This window comes from Uruburuella suis, from assembly GCF_004341385.1.
Lineage (GTDB): Bacteria > Pseudomonadota > Gammaproteobacteria > Burkholderiales > Neisseriaceae > Neisseria > Neisseria suis.
In genome coordinates this window covers 20,898-34,206 of the sequence record NZ_SLXE01000028.1, presented here as the reverse complement: position 1 = coordinate 34,206, position 13,309 = coordinate 20,898, and the positions used below count along the sequence as shown (strand labels likewise).

At 54.3% G+C, this 13,309-nt stretch carries 13 protein-coding genes; 5 read left to right on the top strand and 8 right to left on the bottom strand.

The window, feature by feature from the left end; all coding sequences use genetic code 11:
* Nucleotides 1–539 precede the first annotated feature (539 nt).
* The 4 genes from EV680_RS09605 to EV680_RS09590 all read left to right on the top strand — a co-directional run bounded on the left by EV680_RS09605 (nt 540) and on the right by EV680_RS09590 (nt 4,702).
* Entirely contained in the window at nt 540–2,609 is a 2,070-nt protein-coding gene (locus EV680_RS09605; protein ID WP_132954521.1) for a carbon starvation CstA family protein, read from the top strand.
* Complete coding sequence (locus EV680_RS09600) at nt 2,599–2,805, top strand: YbdD/YjiX family protein (RefSeq protein WP_132954520.1); 207 nt, start codon at nt 2,599–2,601, stop codon at nt 2,803–2,805. Before EV680_RS09605 ends, EV680_RS09600 begins: the two co-directional genes overlap by 11 nt.
* Nucleotides 2,806–2,918: 113 nt before the next feature.
* Nucleotides 2,919–3,374: a hypothetical protein gene (locus EV680_RS09595; protein WP_132954519.1), complete on the top strand. Its 456-nt coding sequence runs from the start codon at nt 2,919–2,921 to the stop codon at nt 3,372–3,374.
* Between the two features lie 134 nt (nt 3,375–3,508).
* Nucleotides 3,509–4,702 carry an amino acid aminotransferase gene (locus EV680_RS09590; RefSeq protein WP_132954518.1) on the top strand — a complete coding sequence of 398 codons (1,194 nt, stop codon included), beginning with the start codon at nt 3,509–3,511 and terminating at the stop codon, nt 4,700–4,702.
* A gap of 72 nt (nt 4,703–4,774) precedes the next feature.
* Here EV680_RS09590 and EV680_RS09585 read toward each other — a convergent pair whose 3' ends face one another.
* Nucleotides 4,775–5,236 carry a methyltransferase family protein gene (locus EV680_RS09585; RefSeq protein ID WP_132954517.1) on the bottom strand — a complete coding sequence of 154 codons (462 nt, stop codon included), beginning with the start codon at nt 5,234–5,236 and terminating at the stop codon, nt 4,775–4,777.
* Nucleotides 5,237–5,609: 373 nt separating this feature from the next.
* Here EV680_RS09585 and EV680_RS09580 point away from each other — a divergent pair, with 373 nt between their 5' ends.
* Nucleotides 5,610–5,897 (top strand): hypothetical protein, encoded by a 288-nt coding sequence (locus EV680_RS09580; RefSeq protein WP_132954516.1) that lies wholly within the window; start codon nt 5,610–5,612, stop codon nt 5,895–5,897.
* Between the two features lie 242 nt (nt 5,898–6,139).
* Here EV680_RS09580 and EV680_RS09575 read toward each other — a convergent pair whose 3' ends face one another.
* The 7 genes from EV680_RS09575 to EV680_RS09545 all read right to left on the bottom strand — a co-directional run bounded on the left by EV680_RS09575 (nt 6,140) and on the right by EV680_RS09545 (nt 13,261).
* Nucleotides 6,140–6,928, bottom strand: a complete 789-nt coding sequence (locus EV680_RS09575; RefSeq protein ID WP_132954515.1) for a DeoR/GlpR family DNA-binding transcription regulator — start codon at nt 6,926–6,928, stop codon at nt 6,140–6,142.
* Between the two features lie 71 nt (nt 6,929–6,999).
* Nucleotides 7,000–7,905 (bottom strand): LysO family transporter, encoded by a 906-nt coding sequence (locus EV680_RS09570; protein ID WP_132954514.1) that lies wholly within the window; start codon nt 7,903–7,905, stop codon nt 7,000–7,002.
* A 106-nt stretch (nt 7,906–8,011) separates the two neighbouring features.
* The gene (locus EV680_RS09565) at nt 8,012–8,788 is read right to left on the bottom strand and encodes a ferredoxin--NADP reductase (RefSeq protein ID WP_132954513.1); all 777 of its coding nucleotides are present in this window, start codon (nt 8,786–8,788) and stop codon (nt 8,012–8,014) included.
* Between the two features lie 28 nt (nt 8,789–8,816).
* Nucleotides 8,817–10,595 (bottom strand): lipid A export permease/ATP-binding protein MsbA, encoded by a 1,779-nt coding sequence (msbA, locus tag EV680_RS09560; RefSeq protein WP_132954512.1) that lies wholly within the window; start codon nt 10,593–10,595, stop codon nt 8,817–8,819.
* Nucleotides 10,596–10,728: 133 nt separating this feature from the next.
* On the bottom strand, nt 10,729–12,144 hold the full coding sequence (gene thrC / locus EV680_RS09555; RefSeq protein WP_132954511.1) for a threonine synthase: 1,416 nt from the start codon (nt 12,142–12,144) through the stop codon (nt 10,729–10,731).
* A 90-nt stretch (nt 12,145–12,234) separates the two neighbouring features.
* A complete protein-coding gene (locus EV680_RS09550; protein ID WP_132954510.1) occupies nt 12,235–12,597 on the bottom strand; it encodes a hypothetical protein in 363 nt (120 codons plus the stop codon).
* Nucleotides 12,598–12,616: 19 nt separating this feature from the next.
* Complete coding sequence (locus tag EV680_RS09545) at nt 12,617–13,261, bottom strand: sugar O-acetyltransferase (RefSeq protein WP_243650386.1); 645 nt, start codon at nt 13,259–13,261, stop codon at nt 12,617–12,619.
* Between the last annotated feature and the right edge of the window lie 48 nt (nt 13,262–13,309).

Genomic DNA, 13,309 nt, shown 5'->3' with positions numbered 1-13,309 from the left:
CTTCGGCTGCAAGTTTTCTTCCGTCTTCTTTTTCCATTGGGGAGAAATGGGGATTAATGTTGAAATTTCAATATTTAATTGCCGAATCTATAGGTGTACTGTCTTCGGCTCGCCGCCTTGTTATCTTATTTTTTCGAATTGGTATTAGCTTACTTTTTTGAATCGGTATCAGACGGCCTGAGGTTGAAAATGCAACACTTGCACCGGGTCGCACCAGGCAAGCCGAAATGCTGTAAACATATGCTGTTTGCAAATGCAATACAAGCCTTTGAATATCCAGCTTATTTATCTTTATTATTTCCTTGTGAACGATATGTTTGCATCAACGCTAATCACCTGTTTTCAGACGGCCTTTCATCTTTCTTGACTTGACTCAAGAATCAAAAGAATTACCTTATTAACGGCATATTCACTTTTGTGTAAATATGTTAACCTTGCGCAGCGATTCAAAAGCTACAAAAAACTACACACAAATGCCCGAGCGGCTTTGTGTGTCAATAATTTCCCTAACCTCAACTTATCTCATTTAAGGATACGCCATGAAACACATAAAAACGTTTCTGCTTTGGGGCATCGTGGTGCTGGTCGGCTTAGCCGCCTTCACCACCTTGGCCATGAGCAGGGGCGAGCAGGTAAGCGCCGTATGGATGGTGGTGGCCGCCATTTCCGTATATTGCATTGCCTATCGCTTCTACAGCCTCTTTATCGCCAATCAGGTGATGGAGCTCGACGCCAACCGCCTCACGCCCGCCGAGCGCCATAACGACGGCCTCGATTATGTGCCCACGCACAAAGGCGTGCTGTTTGGCCACCACTTTGCCGCCATTGCCGGCGCCGGCCCCTTGGTGGGCCCTGTGCTGGCCGCGCAAATGGGTTATCTGCCCGGCACTTTGTGGATTATTTTCGGCGTGGTGTTTGCCGGTGCCGTGCAAGACATGATGGTGCTCTTTATCTCGATGCGCCGCGACGGCCGCTCTTTGGGCGACATCGTGAAGCAGGAGCTGGGCACCACCGCCGGCATTATCGCTTCGGTAGGCATTTTGATGATTATGGTGATCATCATGGCCGTGTTGGCGCTGATTGTGGTTAAAGCACTCACCCACAGCCCGTGGGGCACGTTTACCATTGCCGCCACCATGCCGATTGCGCTCTTTATGGGCATCTACACCCGCTATATCCGCCCGGGCAAAATCGGTGAAATTTCCATTGTCGGCTTTATTTTGCTGATGCTGGCGATTGTGTATGGCGAAAACGTGGCCAACAGCTCATACGCCCATTGGTTTGACCTCACCGGCGTGCAGCTCACTTGGGCCATTATGATTTATGGTTTCGTGGCCGCGGTGTTGCCGGTGTGGCTCTTGCTCACCCCGCGCGATTATTTGTCTACCTTCCTGAAAATCGGCACCATCATCGGCTTGGCCATCGGCATCATCGTGGTGAGCCCGGCGCTGGAAATGCCCGCGGTGACCAAATTTATCGACGGCACCGGCCCCGTGTTCTCAGGCAGCCTGTTCCCCTTCCTGTTTATCACCATCGCCTGTGGCGCGGTGTCGGGCTTCCATGCGCTGATTTCTTCAGGCACCACCCCGAAAATGATTGAAAACGAAACCCATGTGCGCATGATCGGCTACGGCGGCATGCTGATGGAAAGCTTCGTGGCCATCATGGCGCTGGCAGCGGCCTCTGTGCTCGACCCGGGCATTTATTTCGCCATGAACAGCCCCACCGCCCTTATCGGCACCGATGCCGTGCAGGCAGCGCAAGTGGTTACCCAAATGGGCTTCCCGATTGATGCGGCCACGCTCTTGCACACCGCTGATGCCGTGGGTGAAAACACCATTCTTTCCCGCGCCGGCGGCGCACCCACCTTGGCCGTGGGCATGGCGCACATTATGAGCCAGCTGATTCCGGGCGAAGCGATGATGGCTTTCTGGTATCACTTCGCGCTCTTGTTTGAAGCCTTGTTTATCCTCACCGCCGTGGATGCCGGCACGCGCGTGGCCCGCTTTATGATTCAAGATTTGGGCGGCATTTTCATCAAACCTTTCGGCAACACCGATTCGCTGCCCGCCAACCTGACGGCCACTTTCCTGGCCGTGGCTTTGTGGGGCTATTTCCTCTACACCGGCGTAACCGATCCCTTGGGCGGCATCAACTCGCTCTGGCCTCTGTTTGGCATCGGCAACCAAATGCTCGCCGGCGTGGCCTTGATTATGGTGAGCGTGATTTTGGTGAAGATGAAAAAAGAGCGCTATGTGTGGGTGCCCTTGGTGCCTGCGGTGTTGGTGCTGTTTGTTACCTGCTACGCCAGCCTGCAAAAATTGTTCCACACCAACCCGAAAATCGGCTTTTTGGCACACGCTGCCAAATTTAAAGACGCCGCCGCCCGTGGTGAAATTTTGGCACCGGCCAAAGATGTGGCGCAGATGCACCAAATCGCCTTTAACGATTATGTTAACTCCGGCCTCACCGTGCTTTTCCTCTCGGTGGTGGTGATTGTGGGCGTGTATGGCTTGCGCGTGGCGCTGAAAGCCCGTAAAGTGGCATGGCCTACTGCCAAAGAAGTGCCGGCGGTTTACCGTAACGAGGTGAAAGCCAATGAGCCATAAAATACTGCAACGCATCAAGCGCGCGTGGAAAACCGCCCGCCTCACCGCCAATCTGATGGTAGGTGTGCCCGATTATGAAAACTACGTTGCCCAGCAGCGCAAGCATAATCCCAACGCGCCCGTGATGACCGAATTGCAGTTTCAGGATTATTGCCGCAAGCGCCGCTGCGGTGCCAACGGCGGGCGTTGCTGCTAAGCAATAATCTTGATTGAAAACCGCACCCTGCAAAATACAGGGTGCGGTTTTTTTCAGACGGCCTCTATCTTACTTTTCTTCATAATTATGGTATTTGAAATGAAAGGTATCAAATGAACTTAATAAATCTGGAATATGAAATCAATCAATTAGAAAGACAAATTATTTCCTACCATAGCGCGTTTAACAAACAAGCCGTTTGGTTACTATTGGCCTCCATGAGTTGTGCAAGTCTGAAAGGCCAAACACCGCTACAAATTTCAGCCTATATCTGCGTTGGTTTTTTCTATGTTGGCTTATCACTAGAGGCTTTCCGCTCTGCCAACAAAAGCAGAAAAATGCAGTTTGATGCTTGGGACATTTCTATTGTGCAAGCCGTTAAAATACTGCAACGAGAGATTGAGCAAAAAACTGAAGGTGTCGAAAGATCTGTTCTTTTAAAAAAACTGGATGAACAATGCAAACATAAAATCCGGTTTCGAGAAATGTGGCGCTATAAATACCTTTGGATTGCATTTATCTTTTTTTGGTGCTGTGCTTTTTACTCTGCTTTTTCGCATAACATCTAAACGCACATTTTCAAATGAAGATCGTCGGAACCCTTTCAGACGGCCTCCTCTACTCTAGCCATTTCCCCCAATCTGTGTACAATCAGGGCATACAAAGCACCTCTCAAACACCCGTAAAACAAGGATAAACGTTTATGTTCCAACACGTCGAATTCTACCCCGGCGACCCTATTCTCAGCCTGGTTGAAACCTTCAACCAAGACCCGCGCACCGAAAAAGTCAACCTCGGTATCGGCATTTATTTCGACAACCACGGCAGGCTGCCGCTGCTCGATTGCGTGCGCAGCGCCGAAATCGAGCGTGCCGCCACCGCGCAGCCGCGCCCCTATCTGCCGATGGAAGGCTTGGCCGCCTACCGCAGCGCCGTGCAAAACCTGCTGTTTGGGCAAAATCACCCGGCGTTGGCCGAAAAGCGCATCGCCACCATCCAAACCCTGGGCGGTTCGGGTGCGCTCAAAGTGGGCGCCGATTTTCTGAAGCGCTGGTTTCCCGAAGCGCAAGCCTATGTGAGCGCCCCCACTTGGGACAACCACAAAAGCATTTTCGAAGGCGCCGGCATTCCCACCGGCACTTATCCTTACTACAACCCCGCCACCGGCGGCGTGAAATTTGAAGAAATGCTGGCTTTTTTTCTCAGTTTGCCCGAGCACAGCATTCTGATTCTGCACCCCTGCTGCCACAATCCCACCGGCGTCGACCTTACGCCCGCGCAATGGGATGCGGTGCTCGACATTATCCAAGCCCGCCGCCTGATTCCATTTATGGACATCGCCTACCAAGGCTTCGGCGATGATTTGAATAGCGATGCCTATGCCATCCGCCAAGCCGCCGCCATGGGCTTGCCACTGCTGGTGAGCAACTCGTTTTCCAAAAATATGTCGCTCTACGGCGAGCGCGTCGGCGGCCTGAGCGTGGTGTGTCCGAGCGCCGAAGAAGCCGCATTGGTGCTCGGCCAGCTCAAAGCTGGCGTACGCCGCATCTATTCCAGCCCGCCGGCACACGGCGGCTATATCGCCGCAGCCGTGATGAATAGCGAAACCTTGCGCGCCCAATGGGAAAATGAAGTGTATGCCATGCGCGACCGCATCCGCGCCATGCGCCAAAAGCTTTACGATGTGCTCAGCGCCAAAGTGCCCGGCCGCGATTTCGGCTATTTCCTCAGCCAGCGCGGCATGTTCAGCTACACCGGCTTGAGCCCGGCGCAAGTGCAGCGCCTGCAAGACGAATTCGCCGTGTATCTCGTGGCCTCCGGACGCATGTGCGTGGCCGGCCTCAATGAAGGCAACATCGATTATGTGGCCGATGCATTTGCCGAAGTGTTGCAATAGCCGTCATTCAAATCAATGATTCATCTCAATAAAACAGGCCGTCTGAAAGCTTTCAGACGGCCTGTTTATATTTTAAAACCAGCGCCGCACCCGCCGGCAATATTGCGCATATTCCTGCCCGAATTTCGCCGCCAGCGCCCGCTCTTCGGGCACAATCTGAAAGTGGGTGAGATAAGCCGCAAACAGCGCCGGCCACACCAGCCCCACCCCATTGCCCAGCCACAACACCCAAGCGAGCAGCAACAGCGCCAGCGCCAAATACATCGGATTGCGGCTGAAACGATACACGCCGCCCGTCACCAAGCGGCTGCTGCGCTCAGGTGCGCGCGGATGCATGGTGGTGCGTGCGCGGACAAACAGCGCCAGCGCAGGCAAAGCTAGCAGCACGCCGCACAACAGCAACGGCCAAACCAGCCAGCGCAAAGCCGCCATATCCAGCGCCCTTGCCGGCAGATAATGTGCGCTCAACCAAGCCGCCGCAGCGCACACCAGCCACACCAGCGGCGGCGGAATTTTCAATTCCATCGCATTCATATTCCCTCCCCCCGCCTTGCCCGCTGCACAAAACCGGCCGCAAACCAGCTCAGGCGCATATGGTTATTAAAACAATGCTTTATCATACCGCACTTTCCCACCGAAGGCCGTCTGAAAGCCATAAAATGCTTTTTCAGACGGCCTGAGCCGATTCAATAGAAACCGGCTTCAGCGAATGCCCAGCGTCTTCACCGCCCCACCTGCGGCAGCCGGTTTTTAAACCACGCCCGCACAGATTAATAAACGTAAAATCAGCCCAACTTACCACACACGCCGGTAAAAAAAGCCGCCCAATCTTGCAAATCCCTCTTTTTGCCCCTATTCTAGCCCGACAAACGTGTGACTTCACACGCTGATGATTAAAGGAAAACCGATGAAGCAAACCCAACGCTTTGCCCTGCTCGCCGCCGTTGCCGCACTGGCCCTCGGCGCCAACGCTTATGCAGCCAAAGAAATCAAAATCGCCGCCAACAACAGCGGCTACTCAGCCGACGATGCACAAAAACTCGCCTCCACCGCCGTGAGCATGGGCGTGAAAGAGCCGGTCAATCTGAGCCTTGCCGGCGGCAACCTCACCGTATCCGGCAGCAGCGCCACCCAATGTGTGTTTAAAGTGGGCAGCGGCAGCAAACCGCAAATCCAAGGTGTGAGCTGCAAATAAACCGTTTTCAAATCAAAAGGCCGTCTGAAAAAGTTTTCAGACGGCCTTTTGATTTGGCTTTTTAAATGGGCAACACTTATCGTGAAATCAAAGAAAAACAGATACAAAAATAAGAAATCTCAAATCATGTGTAGGGTGTGCGCAGCCACGCACACGGCTTGAACAGCTTCGGCGTGTATGGCTTGCCACATACGCCCGCATCACTTTTTTATGCATTCCACCATATCATTTTTTGAAAAATCTCACGTCTGCTCTTCTGCGGCCTGCCCCACCACCACACATTCCACGCCCGCCTCATCCAGCTTTTTGCGTATGGCTTCATTGGGCGCTTCATCGGCAAACACTACATCAAATTCGGTGATGTCGCCCATGCGCACTAATGCGTTGCGGCTCATTTTGCGCTGATCGGCGGCCAGATAGCGGGTGCGCGCGTTTTCCATCATCGCCTGCATCACACTCACTTCTTTATAGTCGAAATCCAGCAGCGAGCCGTCGGGCTCGATGCCCGAAGCGCTCAACACGGCATAATCCACTTTAAACTGATTGATAAAATCCACCGTGGCCACACCGGTAACACCGCCATCCACGGGGCGTACCACGCCCGAGGTGATGATTACGGTGTAGTCGCTGCGGCCGGAAACAATCGCCGCCACATGGATATTGTTGGTGATGATGCAGAGGTTTTTATGGTTTTTCACCAGCGCCATCGCCACCGCTTCGATGGTGGTGCCTATGCTCATAAACAAAGAAGCATTGTCGGGAATATGCGCGGCCACCAAATCGGCCAAATGCGCTTTTTCGCTTTGCAATTTGTTTTTCTGGCTTAAAAAATCTTCGTTTTCCAGGCTCTCGCCCAGCGCCGCACCGCCGTGATAGCGGCGCAAAATGTTTTCCTCACACAATAAATTGATGTCGCGGCGAATGGTTTGCGGCGTGACATCCAATTCGCGCGCCAATGTATCGATGGGCATAAAGCCGTGTTCGCGCACCAGCGCGATGATTTTTTCGTGTCGTTGGATTCTTGGCGGCATGACGGTTTCTTTATTCATATCATTAATTTATGGAATGTATTTTCCCAAATAAGTTTTTCCGGCGCAAGCATTTAAAAATGAGCGGTAGAAAACACCACCATCAGCACGGGCGCGAGCACATTAATGATAAAACCGAAGCTGATGGCCAGCGGCACCACCGCAAGCCCGCCCGAGCTTTGAATCACCGGCAGGGTGAAATCGAGGCTGGTGGCGCCGCCCACGCCCACCGCCGCGCTGGGATGGCGGCGCATCAGCATCGGGATAAACGCCAGCGCAAAAAATTCACGCGCCAAATCGTTGAGCAAGGCCACGCTGCCCCACACCGGCCCGTAGGCTTCGGTCATCACAATGCCCGAGAGCGAATACCAACCAAAACCCGAAGCGAGCGCCAAGCCCTTGCTCCACGACACATCCGGCTGCAAGGCGGCAAACAAAAGCCCGCCGCACAAGCCCGACAAGGTAATCAACACGCTGGTTTGTACGCCGCGCTTGTTGATCAGCACCTGGCGCAGCGTGATGCCGCTGCTGCGCAATTGTATGCCCACCAGCAACACCAACAACATCAGGCAATAGGTGCCGAGGTTTTCAGACGGCAGCCACACATCGTGCATCGCCTTGCCCAACACAAAGCCCAACAGCACGCAGCCCAGCTGCTTGATGCTGCCGACAATACTCACATTCGCTTTTCTACCGCTGCCTTGCACCTGCCACGGATGGCGGCGGTCGAACCACATCAACACCAGCAGGTTCAGCCCGATCACGCAGGCAAACAGCAAAGCCGCCGAGCCGAGAATGGTGCTCATCTGCGTGCCTAAATTTTCCACCCGCGACAGCGACACGCCGATTAAGGCCAAAATCAGATACACCAAAGCGCCGAGGCTTTTATCCACCAAAGGCAGCCAGCGCTTGGGCACGCGGATGAAAAAGCCGAGAAAAAGCGGCGTTAAAATAGAAATCAGGGTAATCAGGCTGTTCATAATGTGCGGGGCGAAAGTGGAAGGGCCGGTGTTTCAAAGCATGGCAAACGCGAAAAAGCAGCCTCAAGCGGGGCTGCCTTTGTGCTGCGGCAAAAGCCGCTGCGGCTTATTGGTCGACAAAAGCGCGCTCGATCAGATAGTCGCCGCGCTGGCCCATTTTCGGCGACACGGTGAGACCGAAATGGTTGAGCACGCCGCTGGTATCTTTGAGCATGGCCGGGCTGCCGCAGAGCATGGCGCGGTCGTCTTGCGGGTTGATGGGCGGCAGGCCGATGTCTTCAAACATTTTGCCGCTCATCATCAAATCGGTGATGTGGCCGCGGTGCGGAAATTCTTCGCGCGACACTACCGGGTAATAAATCAGCTTCTCTTTCACCATCTCGCCCAAATATTCGTGCTCGGGCAATTCTTGGGTGAAGCGCTCATAATAAGCCAAGTCTTGTTTGTAGCGCACACCGTGCACCAAAATCACTTTTTCAAATTGCTCATACACTTCCGGGTCTTTGGTGATGCTCAAAAAAGGCGCAATACCGGTGCCGGTGGAGAGCAAATACAAATGCTTGCCCGGATTGAGGTCGCCGCAAATCAGCGTGCCGGTGGGTTTTTTGCTCACCAACACTTCATCGCCTGCTTTCAAATGCTGCAAGCGGCTGGTCAGAGGGCCGTCTTGCACCTTGATGCTGAAAAATTCCAGATGCTCTTCCCAGTTGGCGCTGGCCACGCTATAAGCGCGCATCAGCGGCTTGCCCTCTACCATTAGCCCCACCATCACGAATTGGCCGTTTTCAAAACGCAATGATTCGTCGCGGGTGCAGGTAAAGGTGAAGTAAGCATCGGTCCAGTGGTGGACAGACAAAACTTTCTGAGTGTTGAATGCTGCCATGTCGGTTTCCTAGTTTTCGTATGAATATTCAAGAGGCCGTCTGAAGGTTTTCAGACGGCGTGTCATCAAATTGCAGATTATGCAAATCGGCATAGCGCCCGCCTTTGGCGAGCAAATCGGTATGCGTGCCCTGCTCCACAATGCGCCCTTCGTGCATCACCACGATATTATCGGCTTTTTCAATGGTGGAGAGGCGGTGGGCAATCACAATGGTGGTGCGGTTTTGCATCAGGTTTTCCAACGCGGCCTGCACTAAGCGCTCCGATTCGTTGTCCAGCGCGCTGGTGGCTTCATCGAGAATCAAAATCGGCGCATTTTTCAGCAATGCCCGCGCAATGGCGATGCGCTGGCGCTGGCCGCCGGAGAGCTTGAGGCCATTTTCGCCCACTTCGGTGGCGAGCCCCTTGGGCATGGCCTGGATAAACGACCAGGCATTGGCCGCTTTGGCCGCCTGGATAATTTCAGCTTCGCTCACTTTGCCCAGTTGGCCGTAGGCGATGTTGCCGGCCACGGTGTCGTTAAACAGCACCACATCTTGGCTCACCAGCGCCATTTGCTCGCGCAGGCTCTCGAGCGTGTATTCGCGGATATCGGTGCCGCCGATGCGCACTTCGCCCTCGGTGGGGTTGAAGAAGCGCGGAATCAGGTTGGCCAGCGTGGTTTTGCCGCAGCCGGATGCGCCCACCAGCGCAATCACGCCGCCTTGCGGCACAGCAAGATTGATGCCGTTGAGGCTGTTGCGCTCGGCATCGTCATAGCGGTGCACCACATTCACAAATTCGATTTTGCCGGGCTTGCCGCTCAAATGCTGCGTGCCGCCGTCGGCTTCTTCAGGCTCGTCTAAAAAGCTGAACACGCTCTCAGCCGCCGCCAAACCGCGCTGCAGCGACTGCATCACGCCGGTCATGCGCTTAATCGGGTCGAACATCATAATCATGCTCGATAAAAACGACATGAAATCGCCGGCGCTGAAGCCTTCATTTTTCGCTTCAAACGCGGCGGTATACATAATCGCTGCCAAGGCCACCGAAGCCATGATTTGGGTGACGCTGGTGCCCAGCGAGCTGGCCGCGGCCTGCTTCACATTATTGCGGCGCACACCGGCGGCGCTGTTTTCAAAGCGGGCGGTTTCGCGCTTTTGGCCGCCGTAAACCTTAATCACGCGCGCACCGTCGATGCTCTCGTTGAGCACTTGCGTCATCTGGCCCATTTGCTGCTGGTTGCCGTGCGAGAGGCGGCGCAAGCGCTTGCTCACCAAGCGCACACTAACCATCACCACCGGCAAGATGATGAAAGTAATCAGCGTCAGCCGCCAGTTGAGATACATCAGCAAGCCCAGCAAGCCGATTACGCTCACGCCGTCTTTGGCCAGCACGGTAATCACATTAAAGCCGGCATCGGCAATCTGATTGGCATCGTTGAGCACGCGCGACATCACGCGGCCGCTGGCGTGGCTGCTGAAATAAGACGAAGGCAGCTTCATCAGCTTGGCAAACATCTCTTGGCGCATGCTTTGCACCAAATGGCTGGAAAGATAGCTGGTGCAATACTCGTTGATAAAGTTAAACACACCGCGCACAATAAACAGCGCCACGATGGCCAGCGGCAGCCAGCTCATCCTCTGCATGTTTTTATCGACAAAGCCTTCGTTAATCAAAGGCTTGAGCAGATAGCCGAATAAAGGCATGGTGGCAGCCACCACCAGCATGGCCACGATGGCCACGGTGAAGACTTTCCAATAGCCTTTGAGGTAAACGGCCAAGCGCCGGTAGAGCTGCCAGGCCGTCGGCTCTTGCAATGGTTGCATATTCAGATTATTCGCTTTAGAGCAAAAGCGCCATTGTACGCGCAAACACACACGCCAACAACGCTTGCTGCTGAACATTCAATGGCCGTCTGAACATCATTCTGCTTTTCAGACGGCCTCTTTCGATTGATGCTTATGCTTCGAGCGCCTCACGAATCAGCTGCTTCACGGCAGCAGCATCATTGGGCAGCACCTGCACACGCTGCGGCAAGCCCTCCAGCCCCGCCAGCGCCGCCGGGCGCGGCACCGCCACTTCGTTGCCCACGGCTTCATGAATGGTTTTTTCAAATTTGGCCGCCAGCGCGGTTTCCAAACACACCACCAATTCGCCCGGCTCGCGCACTTCGCGCGCCACTTTGATGCCGTCGGCCGTGTGCGGGTCGATTAATTCACCATCGGTTTGATACACAGCGGCAATGGTGGCCAGGCGGTCTTGATGCAGGCTCTTGCCCGACACAAAGCCATAGCGGTGGCGGATTTTATCCAGCTGCAAATTCAGGTCGAAGCCCTCGCCCACGCCTACTTCCGCCCACAAAGCCAAAATCTGCACCGCATCTCTGTCCATCAAGTCAAACACAAAGCGCTCGAAGTTGGAGGCTTTGGAAATATCCATCGACGGGCTGGAGGTGATGTGGGTGAATTCGGGCAGGCGCGGGCGGTATTCGCCGGTTTTGAAAAACTCATCGAGCACATCGTTTTCATTGGTGGCCACAATCAGGCGGTGAATCGGCAAGCCCATCTGGCGGGCGATGTGGCCGGCGCACACATTGCCGAAATTGCCGCTGGGCACGCAAAAGCTCACTTTTTGCTCATTACTGGAAGTGGCATTGAAATAGCCGGCAAAGTAATACACCACTTGCGCCACAATGCGGCCCCAGTTGATCGAATTCACCGTGCCGATGTGGTATTTTTCTTTGAATTCGGCATCGTTTTGCACCGCTTTCACAATATCCTGGCAATCGTCAAACATGCCCTCGATGGCGATATTGTGGATATTTTCATCTTGCAGGCTATACATTTGCGCGCGCTGGAATGCGCTCATTTTGCCGTCGGGCGAGAGCATAAACACATTCACGCCTTTTTTGCCGCGCAAGGCATATTCGGCCGCCGAGCCGGTGTCGCCGCTGGTGGCGCCGAGAATATTGAGCGTTTTGCCCTCTTTTTGCAGCACATATTCAAACGCGTTGCCGAGAAACTGCATCGCCATATCTTTAAAGGCCAACGAGGGGCCGTTGGAGAGCGCTTCGATTTTGATGCCGTCGCAGAGTGTGCGCACGGGCGTGATGGCTTTTGTGCCAAACGCAGCTTCGGTGTAGGTGCGGTTGATGATGTCGCGCAAATCGGCCACCGGAATATCGGTGATAAAAAGGCGCATCACTTCAAAAGCCAAATCGGGGTAGCTCAAGCCGCGCCAAGATTCAAGCGTTTGCGCGCTCACCTGCGGGTAATGCTCGGGCAGCATCAGGCCGCCATCGGGCGCCAAGCCCATCAACAATACTTCGCTAAACGGTTTCGGATCGGTGTCGCCACGGGTGCTGATGTATTTCATGGTATTGTCTCTTTTCACAATTCGGCCTGAGCACAGGCTTTCAACAAGCTTTCAGACGGCCTGCCAACGCGACAGGCCGTCTGAAAACATTTATTTGCTATACAAGCGCTTCACACACGCAGTAACGGTTTTGGCGGTAACGCTGGCCACGGCCTGCGTGCGCGTGGCCGGATTCACCACCTGCATCAGCTCGTTGGCCGTCATCTGATTGGGTGCCTCTTCGCTGGCGCAACCGCAGATTTTATCTTCCCAAACCTGCTGCTGCTCGGCGCTTTGGGTGAGCATGGCCAGGCGCCATTCGTTGCGTTTGTTCAATTCGGTGCGGCATTGATTGTCCACCGCGGCTTTCACCAGCGAATTGCCCATATCCAAGCCGCTGTTCAAGCTGCCGCCATCGGCGCTGCATGCGCCCAAAGCCAACACCGCCAAGCCTGCCATCCACACTTTTTTCATATCAGTTTTTCCCAATCAATCAAACATTTGCTTCGTCGATGCGCGCCTGATAAGCAGCACGATCGGCCTCGGTAATCTTGCGCACCGGCCTGCACGGCATGCCCATGGCCAGCATATCGGCCGGAATATTTTTGGTCACCACGCTGCCCGCCGCAATCACGGCATTGTCGCCGATGGTCACTCCGCCCACAATAGTGCAGCCTGCACCAATCCACACATTATCGCCAATCACAATCGGCTTGGCATCTTCCCAAGCTTGATTGCGCAAGCCCGCATCCAGCGGGTGGCCGACGGTGTATAAACCCACATTCGGTGCCAGCAGCACATTATCACCGATTTTGATGCCGCCCGCATCCAGCATGGTGCAATTGAAATTGGCGAAAAAATTATCGCCCACTTCGATATAGCGGCCATAGTCGCAATAAAACGGCTGCACGATATACGCACTTTCGCCGCCTTTGCCCAAGAGCGCCGCCATCAATTCACGCCGCCGCGCCATATCGCCCGGCCGCGTGCACACATTGTAATCGTGCAGCCATTCTTTGGCGCGCTCACGCTCTGCATTTAAAGCAGCATCCATCGGGTTGTGCGGCAACCCTGCCAACATTTTATCGCGCTCGTTCATCATCAAGCTTCGGCCGTCTGAAAACATATTGCAGCGCATTGTACCGCAAGGTGCCTATTCAGGCGAATGCTTGCGCTATAATAAAGG

What these genes read in the sequence shown, in the direction of transcription:
- EV680_RS09545 (WP_243650386.1), bottom strand. Translation starts at nt 13,261, where the DNA reads ATGCGCTGCAATATGTTTTCAGACGGCCGAAGCTTGATGATGAACGAG.
- EV680_RS09575 (WP_132954515.1), bottom strand. Translation starts at nt 6,928, where the DNA reads ATGCCGCCAAGAATCCAACGACACGAAAAAATCATCGCGCTGGTGCGC.
- EV680_RS09590 (WP_132954518.1), top strand. Translation starts at nt 3,509, where the DNA reads ATGTTCCAACACGTCGAATTCTACCCCGGCGACCCTATTCTCAGCCTG.
- EV680_RS09580 (WP_132954516.1), top strand. Translation starts at nt 5,610, where the DNA reads ATGAAGCAAACCCAACGCTTTGCCCTGCTCGCCGCCGTTGCCGCACTG.
- msbA (WP_132954512.1), bottom strand. Translation starts at nt 10,595, where the DNA reads ATGCAACCATTGCAAGAGCCGACGGCCTGGCAGCTCTACCGGCGCTTG.
- EV680_RS09600 (WP_132954520.1), top strand. Translation starts at nt 2,599, where the DNA reads ATGAGCCATAAAATACTGCAACGCATCAAGCGCGCGTGGAAAACCGCC.
- EV680_RS09570 (WP_132954514.1), bottom strand. Translation starts at nt 7,905, where the DNA reads ATGAACAGCCTGATTACCCTGATTTCTATTTTAACGCCGCTTTTTCTC.
- EV680_RS09605 (WP_132954521.1), top strand. Translation starts at nt 540, where the DNA reads ATGAAACACATAAAAACGTTTCTGCTTTGGGGCATCGTGGTGCTGGTC.
- thrC (WP_132954511.1), bottom strand. Translation starts at nt 12,144, where the DNA reads ATGAAATACATCAGCACCCGTGGCGACACCGATCCGAAACCGTTTAGC.
- EV680_RS09585 (WP_132954517.1), bottom strand. Translation starts at nt 5,236, where the DNA reads ATGAATGCGATGGAATTGAAAATTCCGCCGCCGCTGGTGTGGCTGGTG.
- EV680_RS09550 (WP_132954510.1), bottom strand. Translation starts at nt 12,597, where the DNA reads ATGAAAAAAGTGTGGATGGCAGGCTTGGCGGTGTTGGCTTTGGGCGCA.
- EV680_RS09595 (WP_132954519.1), top strand. Translation starts at nt 2,919, where the DNA reads ATGAACTTAATAAATCTGGAATATGAAATCAATCAATTAGAAAGACAA.
- EV680_RS09565 (WP_132954513.1), bottom strand. Translation starts at nt 8,788, where the DNA reads ATGGCAGCATTCAACACTCAGAAAGTTTTGTCTGTCCACCACTGGACC.